Below are 19,894 nucleotides of genomic sequence, written 5' to 3'. Positions count from 1 at the left end.
ATTTTACATATTAATATCTACTTTGCGGTCTATGACAAGAACCCTGTGATCAAGCCTATTAGGCGTCATTTTCTGCTTCGAGAAATACGGAAATCAGGATACGGGCGTTGTTTTCACCCACGTTTTTGGCATAATGGGGGATAGCTGCCCTCCAGCTAAAGGAATCTCCTGCTTCCAAAGTAGCTGAATCCTCGCCTTGCTCCACGTATACCGTGCCCTCCAAGATAAAATGAATCTCATCCCCCGCATGAGCATGCTCCTCTTCTGTAGATGAGCCTGGCGGCATGTCCACCAGCATCATTTTAACGTTTCCTTGCCCCCCCAAATGATCGACCTGGAGGTTGTTTTTACCATATAACGTTTTACGACGCTCGTCCTTACGAATCACTTGCATCCGTTCCTCTTCTTTAAGAAGCAGAAAAGCAAGGGGAACCTTAAGCGCATTTGCGATACTGTCCAATGTTGCGATGGAAGGGGAGGTTTTATTATTTTCTACTTGACTCATAAACCCTTGCGATAGTCCGGTTCGTTCACATATTTGCTGGATGGATAAATTTTTACGTTTACGAGCGGCGCGTATGTTGCATCCTATACCCATAGAGCGTTCCTCCTTTAAGGGAATATAATGTATACTAATTTATTATTTATCATACCAAATAATTTGTTGACAGACTACAGTTTCTTATGATAAATTCACACTACAAAATAATTATTTCTATTACTAATAATTCGAGTTTGATTCACACTAATGTGGTGCGGCAGAGATTCAGACAGTATTATTTTTTTAACCAAATTATTAGTAATATAAATTAATTATTCATATGCACTTGTATGAGTGTAATAAACAAACAGAATGGAGAGATAAACATGAGTTCAGCAAGCAAAAACATTTCTACAATTATGCGGGTGGCGCTGGGAATTTTGTTTTTGGCACACGGAATTGCTAAATTCCAAATGGGGTTGGGTAATGTAGCAGGCTGGTTTTCCAGCATTGGCGTTCCAGGATTTTTAGGTTATGTCGTTGCGGTGATTGAGTTGGTCGGTGGGATTGCATTGATTCTTGGATTGCTCACTCGCTATGTATCTGGGCTTTTGGTTATTGTTTTGATCGGCGCCATTTTTACAGCAAAATTGTCCAGCGGGTTGATGGGGAATGGTCAAGGCGCTGGCTATGAGCTGGATATTGCTTTTATTCTGGTAGCTCTTCATCTGATATTTGCTCCAACGACTCGATTGTCTCTGGATTCTTTGTTCAGCCGTCGTGAGTCAACCAAACAATAATTTTTAATTAGCTTTAGTCCTCCAATCCATATAGAAAGAGGGAAATCTCATGACAGCACATATTCATGACAACACCAAAATCGGGCAGGTTTCATTAAAGGTTAGTAACTTGGAGCGTTCTATTCAATTTTATACAGAGGTCGTTGGCTTTCAGTTGCTGCGTCAAACGGCGGATACCGCTGAATTGACTGTCGATGGGAAGCATGCGCTACTGATCCTTAACTATATTGAAAATGCAGTTATCCTGCCGCGTCAGTCCGCAGCCGGATTATACCACTTTGCTATTCTTCTCCCAAACCGTGTAGCTCTGGGGCTGTCTTTACGTAATCTGCTGGCTCATGAGATTGAAATCGGACAGGGAGACCATGATGTAAGTGAAGCCCTATATATCCATGACCCTGATAATAACGGAATTGAAATCTATGCAGATCGTCCCCGTGATCAATGGAAAAAGGATGCTAATGGATTTTACATGATGGGAACAGATCCCGTGGATGCAGAAGACTTGGTTGCGATTTCCGAAAATCTACCTTGGCAGGGACTACCTCAGGGAACGGTAATCGGGCACGTCCACTTCCATGTGTCTAATTTGCTCAAAGCACAGCAATTTTATTGCGATGTGCTTGGCTTTGACATTACGTGCCGGTATGGCTCTTCAGCCTTGTTCGTTTCCGCAGGTGGTTACCACCACCATATGGGCTTAAATATATGGGCAGGTGAAGGAGCACCACCAGCTCCAGAGCACGCTGCCGGATTGGATTATTTTGAATTGATCGTACCAGATCAGAAGGAACTGGATGCCATTGTCGCTCGTTTAGAGGCAGCAGGCTATGGAGTGCAAGAACGCGAGGGCGCCAAGTATGTAGCTGATCCGTTCCGCATTCAAATTAAACTGATTAACGGTCAAATCTCGTAACATAGAAGACACGCAACAAAAAAGGGTATTCCTATGAGCCGTAAAGGCTGGGAATACCCTTTTTTTCGTATACTTAGAACAAGCTCCAGTCCAAATCCCGAGACATCTTCTCCAGCAAGTGTACACCGGCTGTACTGTTGCCCATACGGTTCAGAGAAGGTCCAACCAGTCCAATGCCATATCGTCCGGGTACCATCGTCATAATACTGCCTGATACGCCGCTTTTGGCAGGTAGTCCGACTTGAATAGCGAATTCCCCTGAGGCGTCATACATGCCACATGTCGTCATAAATGTTTTGGCGATCTGTACATAGCGGCGGGGAATCAGCGGTATACCTGTCACTGGATCTCGACCATTGTAAGCTAATACAAGTCCCATACGAGCTAAATCAGCACAGTTCAATTTGACAGCACAATGTCTGAAATAAACTTCAAGCACATCCTCCACATGACCTCTTAAAATTCCTTTTTCCATTAGAAAATAAGCAAGGGAACGGTTCAAATGGCCTGTAGCTGATTCTGAATCGTAGACATCCTGATCATATTCCAATGTGTCATTGTGGGTAAGCAGACGGAAAAATTGGAGAACACGGGCAAATCTCTCTTCTGGACTGTTCCCGCGAATCAGAGAGGAGACTGCGATTGCTCCGGCGTTAATCAGTGGGTTAAACGGAATGCCCGGCTCAACTAGTTCTAGCTTTAGCATGGAATTAAAACGGTCTCCGGTAGGCTCCATACCCACCTTAGAGAAGACAACGTCCTCTCCATTATCCATCAAGGCCAGAATGAGCGTAAATACCTTTGAGATACTTTGCATCGTAAATTGGATTTCCGTATCCCCGGCCACTACGGTTTCACCCGCACCGTTCATTACAACAACACCCAGCGCGTCGGCTGGTGCTTTGGACAGTTCGGGAATATATGCTGCTACCTTGCCATGAATATACTCATGACGGCTTTGTTCTACCAATTCCGGCAGTTTGGTCTGTAATCTCTGCCACTCCGATGTCATTTCTTTTCCTCCAGTCAAGTAAGCAATCTGTGGTATTTTATTGTAGAGTAAGAAGTGATAGCTATACGCCTATTCTAAAGATATTTCTGGTCGAAAGACAAGTTTGAATTGAATTAGATAAAAGGAGGCAGTGACTTGTTGTTATCTCATAATGAACCGAATTTTGATGAAGACTACGATGAGGTTATTAAGGGTCGAAGACTTAGAGGTTTTGTACATAGTGTACTGGAGCAGGTTGCAGCCTTATCAGACAAAAATCCTGAATGGGCTAATCCTATATTAGAGCAGTGGGCAAATGATGTGGAAACGAGCCGAAATGAGCGTCTGGAGCATGAGCGCACCCGGGAGAGGCATGTGCATCTATTGTTTTCTCAGTCTGCCGCAGGCTCGATGAAGGGAGGACTTTCGGGTGCAGGATTGCGGCTTGAGAGTATCGTGCTGTCTTTTAATGATCAGTTTTCCATAGGACCATTGTGGAGGCTGGAAACATTAGAAGGACAAGAAAACCGTCACGGCTGGTTGGCTGAACGGATGATGCATTATGAGTTTTTCCATTACGCCAATTGGGAGCACCGTATTGAACAGATGATGGTTACCCTAAGTGAAATTCCAGATGAGAAGTCGATCACGATTTGGTGTGGCTCTAATGCTGACGAGCAGGTCGGATTACGCTTTGTATTATATCTCTTGCGCAAAAGAGCTACACCTATTCGGGTCATTAATGTCACGGATACATTGGAGCGGGAGCCGGATGATCATTTATATAATGAGAGTCCATTCCCTTTATCCATGGGCGTGGTGCATTCGAAAGAAATCGAACGGTTCATTAAGCGAAGTGAAGATGAACTTTATGTGGTGTGTATGGAAGACCGACGTCGATACGAACGGGAGTGGTTGGAGCTTAGCGAGCAAGATAGTGTCCTGAGATTATGGGACAATGACCGTATTGTCCATGTGCCGGAGGATTATTTGGATCAGGCCTTGCTGGATATGATTAGCAAGATACAGTTAGCGGATAATCTGGGATTTGTGAATACCGGAAAAATAATAGGTCAAGCTTTAACGCAGTGGTCGCAGCCAAGAAGCGATACTTTTTTGGAATACCGGATTCAATATTTGATCGCCCATGGCAAACTTGATTTTCAGGGGATGCCGGGAATGATGAATCGTTATGCTGTGAGAATAAAGGAGTAAAGCAAAAAGTGATCAAATAAAAACTGCCGATGGGATCGGCAGTTTAGTTTAAAGACCTTCTGATGTATCAGGTTGATTCATCAGAAGGTTATTTTGCTATGTACTTGGAATCAATAGTAGCTGCTTGAATTCAATGAACTTATGATAGCAGGCAACAGAGCAACAGCCATAATGATATAGATCACGATTACAATAGCGGCCCAAAGAAGGCCTGCTTTAGCATAGTTAGCTTTGCTCGGATTAGTCGAGCCGCTAAATGCCCACACAAACAGCATAATAAGTCCAACTACCGGTATAGCCATCAAAAGTAAACTGATCATCCACTCCTTGAATGATACAGGAGGCGGGTAAACAGGGGCTGGCCTGGATGGTGCTCCTTGCTGATTGTTTTGCGGGTTAAACTGGTTAGTCAATTAGATCTTCTCCCTACGTGTTTAGTATGTTGTATTTCCTATATTGACCAAAACATCATACATGATATGACAATAAGCAACAAGTAAAATTCAGTAAACAGTCTAATAGTACTATCAAACGATTGAAAATAGGTCTATACACCCTATTGACGAAGCGCTTTTTATATATTATTGTATTGATATTAACATTTTGTTTTTATCAATTTATTCAAATTAAAAATTACATAAAGCATTCGTCACTTTTGAATCAAAAGCGACAAATGACTCATATATGAACAGGTAGGTGACGCAAGTGACAGATGGATCGAAACATAATCACAGTGGCTTGACGGAAGAGGAGTTCTTGGCCCTGTATGATGCGAATGTATATGAGCGCCCATCCGTAACGGTAGATATGCTGCTATTTACGGTAATGGATCAGCTCCAACAAAATTACCGGAAGCTACCGGAGAAGACCCTCCAGCTTCTTTTGATCCAAAGAGGGGAGCATCCCTATATAGGGCAATGGGCGTTGCCGGGTGGTTTTGTAGGTATAGATGAAAGTCTGGAAGAGGCTGCACGACGCGAGCTTAAAACGGAAACGAATGTGGATCAGATTTATATGGAGCAGCTATATACTTGGGGAGATGTGGCACGTGATCCTCGTATGCGGGTAATTAGCTGCGCTTACATGGCATTGGTGGACCACGATTCCTTGGAGGTACAGGCGGGGGATGATGCCGCTGATGCCCAATGGTTTGAGCTAGATTACAGCGTAGCTCAGGAGACGCGGACGAATCAGCCGGAAGGTTACACATGGGAACAAGACATTGACATCACATTGAAGCATGGGGACATCCATCTATCAGCCAAAGTAAAAATAACTGAAATTCTTAAGGGAAGAACCATTGAAATCAAGCGAGAGGTGCTGGAGTCACAAGGAATTGCTTTTGATCATGCCAAAATTATTGCGTACGGTATAGAGCGTCTGCGCAGCAAAATAGAATACACAGATATCGCGTTTCACCTGATGCCAGCTCTATTTACACTGAGTGAGCTTCAGCAGGTGTATGAAATTATTCTAGGTAAGGAGCTGTTGGCCGCAGCTTTTCGTCGCAAAATAGCTGATCTCGTGGAAGAAACCAATGAGTATAGAAAGGCGGCTGGACATCGTCCGTCCAAGTTATACCGATTTAAGCCTCGGTCGCGTTTTATGTAGCATAAGGAATATGAAATGAGGAATCTTCATGGAAAAGTTTACATTTTTTTATCGCAGTCATTCGCCATTTTCGCAATGGTATCCTTCTGATTTTGTCGTGGATGGATTGGAGTTTAACTGTGCCGAGCAATATATGATGTTGAAAAAAGCACAGCTTTTTGGGGATGAAGAGGCGGCCTTGAAAATTATGCAAGCCCCTACCCCAAGGGAGCAAAAAGCCCGGGGCCGCAGTGTGCGCGGATTTGACCAATCCTTGTGGGAGGCCAATTGCCGGCAATTTGTATATGACGGTAATTACGCCAAGTTTACACAAAATCCGAATTTGCTCAAGCACCTGCTTAAAACGAAAGGAACCACTCTGGTTGAGGCTAGTCCGACCGACACCATTTGGGGTGTAGGCTTAGCTGAGAGCGATGCTCGTATACGGAACCGCAAGCTATGGCGTGGCACGAACTGGCTAGGAGAAATATTGACAAATTTACGTGAGGATGTATTGCAAAAGGAGGAATAGTCATCATGAAAAATACAATGAATTCCCGGAGCAACCGGGATGCCCGATCGCATATGGCGCAGGAAACACTATCCATTTTGGAACATGGGAATTATACGAATATCAAACTGGTTCAAGTAAATATGACAAAAGAGATAGGAAATGCGGTCACAGGCTCGAAGTTATATACACCTTCTCAGCTGGTAGCTGTAAAACAAGAGGCAGAGCAAAGAATAAAAAGTATATTGGGGCCTTCTTCCCGTATAGACGAACAGACGATCATTGCAAAATTGGAAATTACGGGAGAAAGCACGTTACAGGCGGCATACAGACTCCAGGTAGAGGAGAAGCTGACCCACGTAGCGTGTTTGAATTTTGCATCAGCCAAAAACCCGGGAGGTGGATTTCTCGGAGGTAGCCAGGCTCAAGAAGAAAGCTTGGCTCGTTCGTCAGCGTTGTATCCTTGCATTTCACAAATGGAAGAGATGTATGGACATAATCGGAAGCTGCGGAGCTGTTTTTATTCAGATTATATGATTTATTCGCCTGAAGTTCCGGTATTTCGGGATGATCAGGGGACATTGTTGGAGAAGCCGTATCAAGTCGATTTCCTGACAGCACCTGCTGTAAATGCTGGAGTTGTGCGAGAACGGGAACCAGAGCAGGTGAATCGGATTGGTGAAGTGATGCTGGAGCGGATTCGTTACATTCTTGGAATGGCTAAGCAAAACGGCGTAGAACATCTTGTGCTTGGAGCCTATGGTTGCGGAGTATTCCGCAATAAGCCGGAAGAGGTTGCCCTCTGGTTCAAGCAAGTACTTGTAGATGAAGGATATGGTTTGCTGTTTGACCGGATTGTTTTTGCAGTGTTGGATCATAAAGCAGAGCAGCGTACTTTAAACAGCTTTAAAAATGCTCTATCCTGAAGCTTGAGCTGTGCATAAAAACTGTTTACTATAATATCTCATGAAAAAGGAAGGTGCTGAATGAATCCATCTTCGAATATAACCTGGCATGTGTCCGATGTTGATAAGCAAGCGCGTCAGCTTTTGAATGGACATAAAAGTCCGGTGCTTTGGTTTACGGGGCTGTCTGGTTCGGGGAAATCAACGGTATCCTCCACACTTGAAAAAGCGTTATACGCACAAGGCATACACACGTTTATTTTAGATGGGGATAATGTTCGGCACGGTTTAAATCGGAATCTAGGTTTCCTGCCCGCTGACCGCAAAGAAAATATCCGCCGTATTGCTGAAGTTGCAAAGCTAATGGCACATGCGGGTGTTCTAACGATTTGCGCCACCATTTCCCCTTATCGTGAAGATCGTGAAATGGTAAAGGACATTTTACAGCAGGAAGGTTGCTATGAGATTTATATACAGTGCAGCCTGGAGGAATGTGAGCGACGCGATCCAAAAGGAATGTACAAGAAAGCACGTGCCGGAGAAATTCATCATTTTACGGGGATTGATGCTCCCTATGAAGCACCGCTGGAACCGGATCTAATCGTATCGACTGAAGGTCGGGAGGTAATCCAGTCGGTTCAGGATATCTTGGATTTTCTCGATAGGAAGCTGCTTCTTTTATGATTTTATGATGAATTCTACATGAATATTGTCTGAAAGCCTCCATGCCAAGACTTCGAGAAGTGATCAAAGTAATCATTACAGAACGTGAAAATTGAAGCATACCTATTAGTAAATAAATACAATACTGCATATACGGCAAGCCTTATAGGGCTTGCTTTTTTGTTTATGATTTTAAACTAATTCTAAATCCTAAATTGTAATAATTATAAAAAAGTATTGATTTTTGTTTGTGCACAATTTATAGTGAAAGGCACATAGTCAACCAATTCATTCAAGAGGTGATGTCAATCATGAGTAACCAACCAACGAACCTGACTACAAGCTGGGGCGCTCCTGTTGGAGATAATCAAAATTCGATCACAGCAGGCTCACGGGGTCCCGCACTAATTCAGGATGTGCATCTGCTGGAGAAATTGGCGCATTTTAACCGGGAGCGTGTGCCGGAACGTGTCGTTCATGCAAAAGGTGCAGGGGCGCACGGATATTTTGAAGTCACTAATGATTTGTCTGCATTTACAAAAGCAAGCTTCTTGTCTGAGGTGGGCAAGCGTACACCGATGTTTATTCGCTTTTCGACTGTGGCGGGTGAGCTGGGCTCGTCCGATACTGTACGCGACCCGCGTGGTTTTGCGGTGAAGTTTTATACAGAAGAAGGCAACTATGATCTCGTGGGCAATAATACACCTGTGTTTTTTATTCGGGATGCCATTAAATTTCCTGACTTTATTCATACGCAAAAACGTCATCCCCAAACTCATCTGAAAAACCCGAATGCGGTCTGGGATTTCTGGTCCTTATCTCCTGAATCGCTGCATCAGGTAAGTATCCTTATGTCTGACCGCGGTATTCCAGCTACACTTAGACATATGCATGGTTTCGGTAGTCACACGTTCAAGTGGGTCAACGCCGAAGGACAGGCAGTATGGGTGAAATATCATTTTAAAACGGAGCAAGGTGTGCAAAATCTTGATGTGGATTTGGCTGCGAAAATTGCCGGTGAAAATCCGGATTATCATACAGAAGACTTGTTTAATGCCATCAAAAAAGGTGATTTTCCTGCATGGAAACTTCATGTGCAGATTATGCCGGTAGAAGATGCAGATACGTACCGCTTTGATCCATTTGATGTGACAAAAGTATGGTCTCAAAAGGATTATCCGCTGATTGAGGTTGGGCGCATGGTGCTGAATCGCAATCCTGAGAACTACTTTGCTGAGGTAGAGCAGGCGACATTCTCTCCGGGTTCATTTGTTCCTGGAATTGAAGCATCCCCGGATAAAATGCTGCAAGGACGCCTGTTTGCCTACGGCGACGCACATCGCTACCGTGTAGGTGCAAATCATAATTCGTTGCCGATCAACCGTCCGCATGCAGAAGTACACAACTACCAACGCGATGGTGCATTACGCAGTGACAGCAATGGCGGAGGATCTGTTTATTACGAGCCTAATAGTCTCGGTGGACCCAAAGAATCACCTGCGCACAAAATTGCTCCTTTTGAAGTGTCTGGCGAAGCTCAAAGTGTAGCCTACGATCATCATGATCACTACACACAGCCAGGCGACCTGTACCGCTTGCTCAGTGAAGAAGAGCGTGCACGTCTGGTCCGAAACATCGTAAATGCGATGAAGCCCGTAGAAAGTGATGAAATCAAACTGCGTCAGATCGGTCATTTTTATAAAGCTGATCCTGAATATGGACGTCGTGTAGCCGAAGGTTTGGGCTTGACCGTTCCTCAAGGCGAGTAGAGGTATCTGCAAACTCTAACCTGAAAGCCGTATGAATATATAATAAAAGGATGTCCCAACACCACGTACATGGTGGATGGGACATCCTTTGTTTTGAGAGCGATGTAAATCAGGTGCTGCTATATCCTCTGCAAGCGAGGTAAATAGATTACAAGAAACAGCGACCGTCCTAGGGCAAATACAATAAAGGACAGCCAAAGTCCGTGATTCCCATAATGGGGAACGCACCAGAAGAGAGCGATCAAAAAGCAGAGCAATGAGATCAGCATCGAATTACGGATCGGATACGTTACCGTCATCCCCGTAAACACACCGTAGAATACCAGTCCCAGTCCGGCTGCCAGCGGAAAGACCACAAGCCATCCATTATAAGGGCCTGTAAGGTTAATCACTGTAGCATTATCCGTAAATAGCGAGATAAGCGGCTCTTTCAGTGCGAAATACAATCCTCCCGTCACTACGCTGGTCACCAGTGTCCAGAACCAGGACAAGTGAATAACCCTTTGCAGCATTTTACGATCCCCGGCACCCCTAGCCTGACCCGTCATAATGCTACTGGCGTTGGCGAACCCATCAAAAAAGTAAGCCATAATATAATGGATCTGCAACAAAATAGCGTTCGCCGCCAACTGATCGGTTCCAAAGCTCGCACTGCGTGCCGTAAACAGATTAAACATTGTCAGCAGACAGGCTGTGCGAATCATGAGATCAAGGTTTGTCGCCATGACATTTTTCAACTCTGAAGCTCCAAACCAACCTCGCCAATTCATCTGTCCGCTTTGCTTCCATTCCCTCCAAATCGATGAGCGGAACACCAGCGCCAGACCCAATACACATGCAAGAATTTCCGCAATCAGAGTAGCGCTTGCCACACCCGTGACATTCCAATGCATCATCTGTGTAAATACAATAGCTAATACCATATTGATTACGTTCATTGAAATTTGCAAAAACAATGTAGCCTTCACACGGGACAATCCCATCAGCCAGCCGAGCAGCACATAGTTCACCAATGTTAGAGGGGCTCCCCAAATACGAATGTTAAAATAAATCGCTGCCTGCGCCGCCACATCCTGCGCCGGATGGATTAGCTGAAGAGAAGCCAGCAGAATTGGCTTTTGCAACACAATGAATACCGCACCAATGAGTAAAGCAATGGCCAGTGGGCGCATGAGAGCAGCTATGCCCTGGTCGTTATTTTGTGCCCCTGCGGCTTGTGCCGTGAAAGCTGATGTGCTGACTCGCAGAAAGCCAAACAACCAATATAAAGTATTAAAAATAAGAGTGCCCACCGCTACACCGCCTAAATACGCGGAATGGCTTAAATGACCGATTACAGCTGTATCCACCGCACCGAGCAGCGGGGTTGTAATCGTCGAAATAATTAAAGGGATAGCTAAAGCAAGATAGGCTCGGTGGGAAGGCAACATGTTGAAAAAACCTCCAGTAATGATTGTGTATAGGGATGGCGATCCGAATGAAATAATGCTTCTTTGGGAAAATGCTCAAGCACACTGCCTTCTTTCATGACCATGATTCGATCACTCATAAAGTGCACAGCCGCCAGATCATGTGAGATAAACAGATAAGCCAGTCCTAGCTCATCCTGCAAATCTTTGAGCAGATTCAAAATGGTGGCTTGTGTGGTCACATCCAGACTTGCTGTTGGCTCGTCCAATACGATAAAATCCGGCTCTGTGCTGATGGCACGTGCGATGGTTACACGCTGCTTTTCCCCACCGCTGAGCTGATGTGGAAACTTGTCCAGATAGCTGGCTGGAAGCTTTACCATCTCAAGCAAATGTTCTGCTGTATCCCGACGTTCTGAGGACTTACCCGCCATAAAGGAAGGAACATAGTACTTAAGCTGGTCCAGTGGCTCCAGCAGGGATTGCAGGATGGTTAGTCTGGGATTCAAAGCCGCGGATGGATGTTGAAATACTGCACCCAGCCTGCTGCGAATCCGTTTTAATTGGCTCCGCTTTAGCCCACGGATAGACTGTCCATCCAGTCTAAGCTCACCTTGATCAAACGGGTCCAATGTCAAAATACAGCGAGCGAGTGTGCTTTTCCCACTGCCGCTTTCCCCGACGATAGCCAGACATTCTCGGGGGGAGATCGACAGAGCAACATCTTGCAGCACCGTTTTACCTCCAGCGTAAGCCTTCGTCAAACCGGAGACGGTCACGACAGCATTAGACGTGTCTTGCTGCTGAGCGTAGGCGGCTTGATTATTCATGTAAAGCGCTCCTTTCCAATGCGTTCTGTTCTTCAGTGCTGTTGTAAGGCAAACGTGCTGGAGCGCCCGGAGACAGGGGCGGAATAGCCGCCAGTAGACGACGAGTATACGGGTGGGCCGGATGGTTCAGCACCGCTTGCGTTTCACCAGTTTCAACCAGTGAACCTTCGCGCATCACTGCGATTCGATCTGCATACTTGCGTACATGACGCAGGTCATGAGTGATCCACAAGACGGAAATACCCGTCTCCGTCCGGATTTGGTCAATGAGCTGAAGCACCCGATGAGCTGTGAGCGTATCCAGCGCAGTTGTAGGCTCGTCAGCAATAAGCAACTTCGGCTCCAGTAGTAGTGCAGCCGCAATAGCTGCCCGTTGCAATTGACCGCCGCTGAGCTGAAACGGATAGCTGCGGTACACGCGCTCGGCGGGAAGCTGTACGCGCTCCAGCACCTCGATACAGCGTTGCTTACGTGCCTTGCGATCTTGTTTGCCATGGGCGCGCATCAGCTCGTCCAGTTGGCTGCCCACACGCAAAAAGGGGGTGAAAGCCCCATGGTAGTCTTGAAAAATGTAAGATATTTCACTACCAAGCAAAGAACGTCGTTGTTTAGCGGATAGATCCAGCAAATTATTGTCCTTCCACGCAATAATTCCTTCCGCTGTAACAGAAGAGGGGAGAAGGCCGCCGATAGCAAATGCCGTCATGCTTTTGCCACTACCGCTTTCGCCGGCTAGAGCACACCATTCCCCCGGACGAACGGCAAGCTTCAGTTGCTCTACAATCGTTTTTACATTTGTCCGAATCGTTAAGCCTTCAATAGTCAGCATGTACAGCTCACTCCTCTGTCCGGGTTTTAACATCATAACGGTCGCGCAGTTTGTCTCCCAATACGTTCGCCAGTAGCACTGTTAGCACGACAGCTATCCCTGGAACAAGCATCAGGTGGGGAGCCATTTGAAAATACGCTCGTCCTTCATTCAACATCGTACCCCATTCGGGAATTGGCGGCTGTGGACCTAAGCCCAAAAAAGATAGGGAGGCAATCATTAAAATGATTTTGCCGATATCCAGCGTAGCCAGCACAAGAACATTCCCAATTGCATGGGGGAGAATATGCCGCATGACAATCCGCAGGGAGGAGGTACCCGCCAGTATGGATAACGAAATGTAATCCTTTTGCTTTTCAGCCAGAACGGTACTACGCACCAGGCGCGCATAACCAACCCATTTTACCGCAGTCACCGCGAAAATAAGATTTACTAAGCCTGGTCCGAGCAAACCGCTCAGTACAATGGCAAAAATATAATCAGGTAATGTCATGAAGGCATCGACCACCCGTTTGAATACACGATCCATCCAGCCTCCAATAAACCCTGAAAGCAGACCAAGAGGGACCCCGACAACCAGCGAAACGGCCAAAATCAATAAACTGGTTCCGACAGTCGTCCGAAGTCCAGCTATCACTCTCGATAGTACATCTCTGCCCAAATGATCTGTTCCCAGCCAGTGTGTAGCGCTGATCGATTGTAGTCGATTCCCCATCTGGATACGATACGGGTCTTGCGGAGCAAGAAACGGAACGACTGTAATTGCTGCAAGAATGAGCAGGATGGAGAGCGACACGATCCATGTATTGGACAATCGCGTTCTGGTGAGCTGCCTGTTTTCCGCATGTACGGATTTTATCATGATAAACGTTTCTCCTTCAAAGCGATTTCAGGATTGACCCAACGGTAGGACAGCTCTACCAAAATATTGATACATACAATGAATGCAGCCATAAATACGGTATAGCCCTGAATAATGGGGTAATCCCTTGCAGCAATGGCATCCACAATCCATTTGCCCAGCCCTGGATAGGCGAATAGCACTTCAATCACGACTGTGCCTCCCAGTAGGCTGCCTATACTCTCACTGAATACCGTAATGAGTGGAACAAGACTGTGACGGAGCATATGTCTGAAAAAAATGCGGATGGGGCTGATTCCACGCGCTTGCGCCGCTTTGATAAAGTCTTGCCCCGAGCTTTCAATCAGACTTGCGCGGATCATTCGTACATAAACGGCCGCCATTGCCAATCCCAAGGTAAGAGAAGGGAGTACCAAATGAAAAGCGGTTCCTTCACCCATAGACGGCAAAATACGTAATTTAACTGCAAACCATTCGATAAACAAAAGCCCCAGCCAAAAGCTGGGAATCGAGGAGCCAATTAAGGCAAACACACGACTGGCTCTGTCAATCCAGCGGTTACGGTAGAGCGCCGCCATCGTTCCCAACGGGAGAGCTATCAGCAGCATAATGAACAGAGACCCTCCGGTAAGCAGCAGTGTATAAGGCAGTTTTTCCATAAACTCTGTGAATACTGGACGATGGGTTAAATAAGATTGTCCAAAATCAAACTGAAGCAACTGGACCAACCACTTACCATATTGCACAGGTAATGGTTGATCCAGCCCCAGTTGGCTGCGCATATCCATAATTTGCTGATTGGACACAGCTACATCGTCGACTCGGAGAATGCTCCGGACGGGATCGCCCGGAACAAGCTTAAGCAGACAGAAGCTCACAAAGGAAAGAATAAGAAAGAACAAAACCAGTTCAAGAAACTTTTTGGCGATGGATTTAAACATGCTAGTTCACATCCAGGTCCTGGGTCAGCAAGTAGTATTCACTTTGGCTAGTTACCCAGTTATGTACGTAATCGCGATAGGCCACTACGTTGTTTGGATGGACCAGAAAGGATTGCAGATTTTCTTGGTCAATCAGCGTGACAGCCTTCAGCGCCAGCTTGTTGCGTTCTTCCTCATTCACGGTGGTGTTCAGCTGTGAAATCATACCCGTGAGTTCCGGTACATGCACACGCCCATAATTCAGTGCTCCGTCAGGCATGTAAGCCGCATTCAGAAAATAGCTTGCATCACCGCGCGGGGCTGTAATGCTACTATAAGTCGCTAAATCCCAATCCTGATGAGCGGCAAGATATTCGTCAATATTATCAACCTGACGGATATCAATCGTAATGCCAAGTTCTTTAGCGTTAGCCTGAATAAGCTGAGAGATGAGTGGAAGCTCCGCTCTCGACTGGTAAGTTAGCAATGTAAGATGAAGCGGCTTGCCGTCGGGGTTCGCAACTTTACCGTTCTGTACTGTATATCCAGCTTGCTTGAAGCCTTCTCGGGCAGCATTCAAATCAAACTGTTTCGTAATATATTCCGGTGAAAAAGGAAAGTCGGACAAGAACGGGCCTTGAGCAGGGGTTCCCTGACCAGACATGATACCACTGGCGATCTCATCCCGGTTAATCAGGTTATCAAATGCTTTACGTACAGCCGTCTTTTTCAGATCGTTATTGTTCATATTGTAAATAAGCTGATGCGTTCGCAAACTAGGAAGCGAGTCAACCTTTACGGTAGAATCAGCTTTCAATAGCTCCAGACTTTCAATTGGCGGGCGATACACAATATCAGCAGTTTTGGCTTGAAAAGCAAGCTGACGTGCATTGGCGTCTTCGTTAAACATGAATTTAGCATGTTTCAACTTTACTTCACCGTTCCAATATTGTTCATTGCGATCTAAATTCAGTTCACTTCCAGCACGGAAGCTGGCAACCTTGAACGGTCCCGTCCCTGATGGGAAGTCATCTGTAGCTGTGGTGTCTATAATAGCGGTATTCGGATGAACCAGCTCGGACACAAATTCCGGGAAAGGTTTGTCTGTCGTAATGGTCAAAATCTGTCCATCCGCATGAATATCACGGATATGTAGCGCATTTTTGACCGATGGATTGAGCTTTAGCGCTCTTTCCAAGGAGGCTTTGACAGCAGCGGCATTGACGGCTTTAGCGCTGTGGAAGTTCACACCTGGTCGGATGTTGAAGGTCCAGTGCTGTCCGTCCTTGCTGTCCCATTTGTCTGCAAGCCAAGCTTCCAGCTTAAGATCCTTGTTCACTTTGATCAGTGTTTCACTTACTCCAGCACGAACAGCTGTGTAATTTACATCTGAATGAGGATCTATAGAAGGGCTTTGCACATTGAACAATAAGGTGACACTTTTATCTTGTGGTGCAGCAGATGGAGAGGGTGAAGCTGACGGAGATGAAGCGCAGGCTGCCATCATCACCGCAATTACCGCAGGTATAAATAGTTTAAAATACGAACGCTTAAACAACAGGGAGTCCTCCTTAATAGTAATCGTAATTTTTACGCTTTAATTCATAAATCATATCGTAACCAAATGAAGGAGCTTTGTAAATATGTAATTGATGAATGTGTATGTAAATTCATATGAAAAAAGGCTGCATAACCAATAGTGAGATGGTTAGCAGCCTTTAAGTATATTTAGATATTTTTAATTTGGAGTGGCAAAAAAATTATAAATTAATGCATGGGTGCTTTGGCAGTGCCATGTTCAACATGAACTCTGCGGATGAAAAACGCAAGGATCAAACCGACCACACTGATGATCATCGCAAAGAAAAATGAATTTTGTGATCCGATTGCCATGGCATTAGCCATTTCATTTACGGATTCAGGCATACTGGATTGGCTCAAATAGCTGTCCATGCCTTTCGAGAGAATGCTTACCGCTACGGCTGTACCGATAGCACCAGCAACTTGTTGGAGCGTGCTCATAATGGCCGTTCCGTCTGGGTATAGATCCATAGGGAGCTGGTTAAGGCCGTTTGTCTGAGCTGGCATCATAATCATGGAAATGCCGATCATCAAGCAACTATGAAGCACAATAATGAGTACGAGAGTTGAAGTTGTTGTAATGCCGGACAGGAAAAACAAAACAGCGGCCACAATCACAAGGCCTGGAATAACAAGCCATTTGGGACCAAATTTATCGAATAGGGAGCCCATAATGGGAGACAAGAGACCGTTGATAATCCCACCAGGCAGAAGTACCAAACCTGCTGTTAGAGCAGACAGAGCCAGCCCTTTTTGCAAAAAGAGTGGAAGAATCAGCATCGTAGAAAGGATCGTCATCATACATAGGAATACCATAATAACGCCGATAACGAACATTGGATATTTAAACACACGCAAATTCAACATTGGCTGCTTCATTTTCAATTGACGTACAGAGAACAGTATCAACGATACCAGACCGACGATCACAGGAAGCAGAACCATCGGGCTAGCCCAACCTTCGCCACCTTCTCCGGATTTACTGAAACCAAACACGACACCGCCGAAGCCAATGGAAGACAGGAGGATAGATAAAAGATCAATTTTGGGCTTGGTCGTTTTTGAAACGTTTTGCATAAATAAAATACCGCAAATCAGCGAGAGAACCAAAAACGGAAGAGAAATCCAGAAGATCCAGTGCCAAGACAGATTTTGCAGTACCAGTCCTGCAATGGTAGGTCCCACCGCAGGTGCAAACATAATTACCAATCCGATGATCCCCATAGCCGCGCCTCTCTTTTCAGCCGGGAAAATGATCAAGATGGTGTTAAACATCAACGGCAATAACAGCGCTGTACCAATGGCCTGAAGAATACGAGCGATCAATAGCACTGAAAAAGTAGGTGAAAGTGCAGCAACGAGGCAACCAGCTATTGAGAACAGCAACGATGTAACAAACAGCTGTCTTGTCGTAAAGGTTTGAATCAGCAATCCCGATACAGGTACTAAAATACCGAGTGTCAGCAGGTAAGCGGTCGTCAGCCATTGGGCTGTTGCAGTTGTAATATGCAAAATCTGCATCAAATCATTCAGAGCAATGTTAAGTGCCGTTTCACTGAACATTCCAATAAAGCCACTAAGGAGTAGGGCAATCATAATAGGTAGCACCTTGAACGTTTTGGGTTCAGAGGGTGAACTCGTTTGACTCTTTGTACTCATGTTGTTTTTGTTCCTCCAATAAATTAATGGGTATTGAATTATAACGATCGGTCTATATATAATAAACATGTTGTTATTTTTTTGTCAAAGTAAATTATAAATAATATATAATGAAGGATGCTGTATATGGCTGCTAAACCTGAATCATACGAGAATATCGTACAAACCGCATCGAAGCTCTTTTTTCATCAGGGGTATCACGCAACTGGACTGAATCAGATTCTTGCGGAGAGTGGATCACCGAAGGGCTCACTTTATTATTATTTTCCGCGTGGTAAAGAAGAATTAGCTTTGGAGTGCATAAGAAGAGGGAATGAATTTATTAAGCAAAAATTAAAACAGACACTGGACGAAAACGATAATCCTGTACTAGCCATTCAGAATTTTATTCGTAATACAGCTGAGGAGGCAGACCGTACCGGCTTTAACGACTTCATGCCGATTGGCTTCTGGGCTGCTGCGGAAACTTCCTGTATTAGCGAATCGCTACGTCATGCTTGTGTGAATACATTTGCAGATTGGCAGCGCATTTATATGGAACGTCTTCAGAAATCGGGCTGGACAGAAGAAAAGGCACACAGTCTGGCGGTACTTATCATTTCGATGCTCGAAGGTGCATTAATTTTGGCTGTTACGCAACAGAGCAGTGCTCCTATTTATAATATCGTGGATTACATTCCACAGTTGGTCAAATAATCCTGTCTCTTCGATTTTCAATAGCTCCTAATGAGCTCCAACAAGCAACTTTAAAAAGCCGATGTTCTCGTTTTTGAGAACTTGGCTTTTTAGTGGTTCTGAGACGTAATTTTACTCACATTACCAGCACCAAATGATGAAAAGTATGGTAAAATGGAATGAATTTGATTTTGATTTTGCACGAAAGGAAGGGTGATAGCAAATGGCAAAAGCGAAGGTAGCCAAACGGCCTACTCGGGATGAATTTGTACTGGAGGAAATCGGGAATCAGCTTGTAGAAGCACAACGTGAGCAATCCGAAATCGTATTGACCGTATGGGGACGCCAAGAAACAACCCGCGGACAGATCGTTAAAATGGACCCGAGAACGGGAAAGGTTCATGTGGAGAGTAATGGAGAAACAGAAAAAGTTCCTTTTATGGATATTATGAGTGTAAATTACCCGAGAGATTAGTTGTTGTGATTACATAAATATAGCAGAAAGGGACGAAAAGAATGACAAAGTTAGGGTCTCCCTTACTGCTGTGGGAAAGTAACAATTTACAATTCGCGTATACAAAAACAACCGAGTGGTTTAGAGCCATCGGTTGTTTTTGTATACTGCTGCATGAGTGGGAAGAGAAAGCCGCGTTATTGTGTTGGCACTTTCCCTTGTACATGCTTATGTAGCTTTTATCGGGCTGGTATGACTGGCACGTGCTTCGGCTTTCTTAAGCACCTTACGATCAAAAATGAAGGGGCCAAACGGCAACAGCGATGCAATCAAGGCTGCAAGACTTTGCAGTAGCGTTATTTTCCGCAGAATCAGCATGACCACAGTAGCTATGACATAAGCCACGAACAGTACCCCATGGATCATACCCACCCAGCTTACCATTTGCGGCATTCCAGCTGCGTATTTAAGCGGCATAGCGATACACACAAGCAGTAGATATGAAATCGCTTCAATATTACCAATGACACCAAACATCTTAAAGGCATTTTTGAACATAATACACCTCCTTCTCCTATTGCTTAAAATTTAATATATCCTATAATGCAATGTTATTAAACGGTAGAAAGTTACGATATATCGAATATTTACAGCTGAACCCCAAGGTTATGTCAGAGCTTTCACATGACTGAAGTATCTCACATCAATGCTTCATTTCGCTGATTCCAACGTACCACAGCTTAGCGTGCCCGGAAACGATAATCGTAATTTCGTTTAAATTGTTGAAACAAACAATAGGGCTTAGAAAGATGGCTTGGAGTAAGAAAAAACACT

General features: G+C 45.0%; 21 protein-coding genes. 10 read left to right on the top strand and 11 right to left on the bottom strand.

What is annotated here, in order from left to right; genetic code table 11:
- Positions 1-58: 58 nt before the first annotated feature.
- Positions 59-598 (bottom strand): helix-turn-helix domain-containing protein, encoded by a 540-nt coding sequence (locus tag ACUUJN_RS13785; protein WP_023988862.1) that lies wholly within the window; start codon positions 596-598, stop codon positions 59-61.
- Between the two features lie 269 nt (positions 599-867).
- On the opposite strand from ACUUJN_RS13785, the gene ACUUJN_RS13780 reads away from it, so the two are divergent.
- Both ACUUJN_RS13780 and ACUUJN_RS13775 read left to right on the top strand, forming a co-directional pair.
- Positions 868-1,281: a DoxX family protein gene (locus ACUUJN_RS13780; RefSeq protein WP_484668596.1), complete on the top strand. Its 414-nt coding sequence runs from the start codon at positions 868-870 to the stop codon at positions 1,279-1,281.
- A gap of 49 nt (positions 1,282-1,330) precedes the next feature.
- The gene (locus ACUUJN_RS13775; protein WP_484668595.1) at positions 1,331-2,197 is read left to right on the top strand and encodes a VOC family protein; all 867 of its coding nucleotides are present in this window, start codon (positions 1,331-1,333) and stop codon (positions 2,195-2,197) included.
- A gap of 73 nt (positions 2,198-2,270) precedes the next feature.
- Here the strand turns inward: ACUUJN_RS13775 and glsA are convergent, their stop codons facing one another.
- Complete coding sequence (gene glsA, locus ACUUJN_RS13770; RefSeq protein ID WP_484668594.1) at positions 2,271-3,209, bottom strand: glutaminase A; 939 nt, start codon at positions 3,207-3,209, stop codon at positions 2,271-2,273.
- Positions 3,210-3,344: 135 nt separating this feature from the next.
- On the opposite strand from glsA, the gene ACUUJN_RS13765 reads away from it, so the two are divergent.
- Positions 3,345-4,403 (top strand): DUF1835 domain-containing protein, encoded by a 1,059-nt coding sequence (locus ACUUJN_RS13765; RefSeq protein WP_028541639.1) that lies wholly within the window; start codon positions 3,345-3,347, stop codon positions 4,401-4,403.
- 110 nt (positions 4,404-4,513) lie between these two features.
- On the opposite strand, the gene ACUUJN_RS13760 is transcribed toward ACUUJN_RS13765, so the two are convergent.
- The gene (locus ACUUJN_RS13760) at positions 4,514-4,816 is read right to left on the bottom strand and encodes a hypothetical protein (protein ID WP_023988858.1); all 303 of its coding nucleotides are present in this window, start codon (positions 4,814-4,816) and stop codon (positions 4,514-4,516) included.
- A 292-nt stretch (positions 4,817-5,108) separates the two neighbouring features.
- Here ACUUJN_RS13760 and ACUUJN_RS13755 point away from each other — a divergent pair, with 292 nt between their 5' ends.
- The 5 genes from ACUUJN_RS13755 (at position 5,109) to katA (ending at position 9,841) form a co-directional block, all read left to right on the top strand.
- Positions 5,109-6,014: an NUDIX hydrolase gene (locus ACUUJN_RS13755; protein ID WP_023988857.1), complete on the top strand. Its 906-nt coding sequence runs from the start codon at positions 5,109-5,111 to the stop codon at positions 6,012-6,014.
- A 28-nt stretch (positions 6,015-6,042) separates the two neighbouring features.
- Positions 6,043-6,525, top strand: a complete 483-nt coding sequence (gene ybiA / locus ACUUJN_RS13750) for a riboflavin biosynthesis intermediates N-glycosidase (protein WP_023988856.1) — start codon at positions 6,043-6,045, stop codon at positions 6,523-6,525.
- Between the two features lie 5 nt (positions 6,526-6,530).
- Positions 6,531-7,430, top strand: a complete 900-nt coding sequence (locus tag ACUUJN_RS13745) for a TIGR02452 family protein (RefSeq protein ID WP_028541637.1) — start codon at positions 6,531-6,533, stop codon at positions 7,428-7,430.
- Between the two features lie 60 nt (positions 7,431-7,490).
- Positions 7,491-8,093, top strand: coding sequence for an adenylyl-sulfate kinase (cysC, locus tag ACUUJN_RS13740; protein ID WP_023988854.1), 603 nt, complete (start codon positions 7,491-7,493; stop codon positions 8,091-8,093).
- 290 nt (positions 8,094-8,383) lie between these two features.
- Positions 8,384-9,841 carry a catalase KatA gene (katA, locus tag ACUUJN_RS13735; RefSeq protein ID WP_028541635.1) on the top strand — a complete coding sequence of 486 codons (1,458 nt, stop codon included), beginning with the start codon at positions 8,384-8,386 and terminating at the stop codon, positions 9,839-9,841.
- Positions 9,842-9,960: 119 nt separating this feature from the next.
- Here katA and ACUUJN_RS13730 read toward each other — a convergent pair whose 3' ends face one another.
- The 7 genes from ACUUJN_RS13730 to ACUUJN_RS13700 form a co-directional block, all read right to left on the bottom strand.
- Positions 9,961-11,271, bottom strand: a complete 1,311-nt coding sequence (locus ACUUJN_RS13730; protein ID WP_023988853.1) for an MATE family efflux transporter — start codon at positions 11,269-11,271, stop codon at positions 9,961-9,963.
- Positions 11,238-12,080 (bottom strand): ABC transporter ATP-binding protein, encoded by an 843-nt coding sequence (locus ACUUJN_RS13725; protein WP_484668593.1) that lies wholly within the window; start codon positions 12,078-12,080, stop codon positions 11,238-11,240. Before ACUUJN_RS13725 ends, ACUUJN_RS13730 begins: the two co-directional genes overlap by 34 nt.
- The gene (locus tag ACUUJN_RS13720) at positions 12,073-12,909 is read right to left on the bottom strand and encodes an ABC transporter ATP-binding protein (RefSeq protein WP_341057670.1); all 837 of its coding nucleotides are present in this window, start codon (positions 12,907-12,909) and stop codon (positions 12,073-12,075) included. Before ACUUJN_RS13720 ends, ACUUJN_RS13725 begins: the two co-directional genes overlap by 8 nt.
- Positions 12,910-12,916: 7 nt before the next feature.
- Positions 12,917-13,771, bottom strand: a complete 855-nt coding sequence (gene nikC, locus ACUUJN_RS13715; RefSeq protein WP_023988850.1) for a nickel transporter permease — start codon at positions 13,769-13,771, stop codon at positions 12,917-12,919.
- Positions 13,768-14,712, bottom strand: coding sequence for a nickel ABC transporter permease (gene nikB, locus ACUUJN_RS13710; RefSeq protein WP_023988849.1), 945 nt, complete (start codon positions 14,710-14,712; stop codon positions 13,768-13,770). The genes nikC and nikB overlap by 4 nt, the downstream gene beginning before the upstream one ends.
- Before the next feature lies 1 nt (position 14,713).
- Positions 14,714-16,249: a nickel ABC transporter substrate-binding protein gene (gene nikA, locus ACUUJN_RS13705; protein WP_484668592.1), complete on the bottom strand. Its 1,536-nt coding sequence runs from the start codon at positions 16,247-16,249 to the stop codon at positions 14,714-14,716.
- Between the two features lie 209 nt (positions 16,250-16,458).
- Positions 16,459-17,931 (bottom strand): DHA2 family efflux MFS transporter permease subunit, encoded by a 1,473-nt coding sequence (locus ACUUJN_RS13700; RefSeq protein ID WP_071558684.1) that lies wholly within the window; start codon positions 17,929-17,931, stop codon positions 16,459-16,461.
- A gap of 126 nt (positions 17,932-18,057) precedes the next feature.
- On the opposite strand from ACUUJN_RS13700, the gene ACUUJN_RS13695 reads away from it, so the two are divergent.
- Both ACUUJN_RS13695 and ACUUJN_RS13690 read left to right on the top strand, forming a co-directional pair.
- Entirely contained in the window at positions 18,058-18,627 is a 570-nt protein-coding gene (locus ACUUJN_RS13695; protein WP_023988846.1) for a TetR/AcrR family transcriptional regulator, read from the top strand.
- Positions 18,628-18,829: 202 nt separating this feature from the next.
- Positions 18,830-19,081, top strand: coding sequence for a YolD-like family protein (locus ACUUJN_RS13690; protein WP_023988845.1), 252 nt, complete (start codon positions 18,830-18,832; stop codon positions 19,079-19,081).
- 207 nt (positions 19,082-19,288) lie between these two features.
- Here the strand turns inward: ACUUJN_RS13690 and ACUUJN_RS13685 are convergent, their stop codons facing one another.
- Entirely contained in the window at positions 19,289-19,618 is a 330-nt protein-coding gene (locus ACUUJN_RS13685) for a DUF3817 domain-containing protein (RefSeq protein WP_023988844.1), read from the bottom strand.
- Positions 19,619-19,894 lie beyond the last annotated feature (276 nt).

This window comes from Paenibacillus sp. LRG-1 (assembly GCF_057220305.1).
The sequence above is the reverse complement of the archived record's forward strand: the minus strand, read 5'-3'. Positions and strand labels throughout refer to the sequence as shown.

Bases quoted from the DNA above. Each gene is read 5' to 3' on its own strand.
- nikC (WP_023988850.1), bottom strand. From the start codon at position 13,771: ATGATAAAATCCGTACATGCGGAAAACAGGCAGCTCACCAGAACGCGA.
- katA (WP_028541635.1), top strand. From the start codon at position 8,384: ATGAGTAACCAACCAACGAACCTGACTACAAGCTGGGGCGCTCCTGTT.
- ACUUJN_RS13780 (WP_484668596.1), top strand. From the start codon at position 868: ATGAGTTCAGCAAGCAAAAACATTTCTACAATTATGCGGGTGGCGCTG.
- ACUUJN_RS13690 (WP_023988845.1), top strand. From the start codon at position 18,830: ATGGCAAAAGCGAAGGTAGCCAAACGGCCTACTCGGGATGAATTTGTA.
- ACUUJN_RS13725 (WP_484668593.1), bottom strand. From the start codon at position 12,080: ATGAATAATCAAGCCGCCTACGCTCAGCAGCAAGACACGTCTAATGCT.
- ACUUJN_RS13775 (WP_484668595.1), top strand. From the start codon at position 1,331: ATGACAGCACATATTCATGACAACACCAAAATCGGGCAGGTTTCATTA.
- ACUUJN_RS13745 (WP_028541637.1), top strand. From the start codon at position 6,531: ATGAAAAATACAATGAATTCCCGGAGCAACCGGGATGCCCGATCGCAT.
- ybiA (WP_023988856.1), top strand. From the start codon at position 6,043: ATGGAAAAGTTTACATTTTTTTATCGCAGTCATTCGCCATTTTCGCAA.
- cysC (WP_023988854.1), top strand. From the start codon at position 7,491: ATGAATCCATCTTCGAATATAACCTGGCATGTGTCCGATGTTGATAAG.
- ACUUJN_RS13785 (WP_023988862.1), bottom strand. From the start codon at position 598: ATGGGTATAGGATGCAACATACGCGCCGCTCGTAAACGTAAAAATTTA.
- ACUUJN_RS13695 (WP_023988846.1), top strand. From the start codon at position 18,058: ATGGCTGCTAAACCTGAATCATACGAGAATATCGTACAAACCGCATCG.
- ACUUJN_RS13685 (WP_023988844.1), bottom strand. From the start codon at position 19,618: ATGTTCAAAAATGCCTTTAAGATGTTTGGTGTCATTGGTAATATTGAA.
- ACUUJN_RS13730 (WP_023988853.1), bottom strand. From the start codon at position 11,271: ATGTTGCCTTCCCACCGAGCCTATCTTGCTTTAGCTATCCCTTTAATT.
- nikB (WP_023988849.1), bottom strand. From the start codon at position 14,712: ATGTTTAAATCCATCGCCAAAAAGTTTCTTGAACTGGTTTTGTTCTTT.
- ACUUJN_RS13700 (WP_071558684.1), bottom strand. From the start codon at position 17,931: ATGAGTACAAAGAGTCAAACGAGTTCACCCTCTGAACCCAAAACGTTC.
- glsA (WP_484668594.1), bottom strand. From the start codon at position 3,209: ATGACATCGGAGTGGCAGAGATTACAGACCAAACTGCCGGAATTGGTA.
- ACUUJN_RS13720 (WP_341057670.1), bottom strand. From the start codon at position 12,909: ATGCTGACTATTGAAGGCTTAACGATTCGGACAAATGTAAAAACGATT.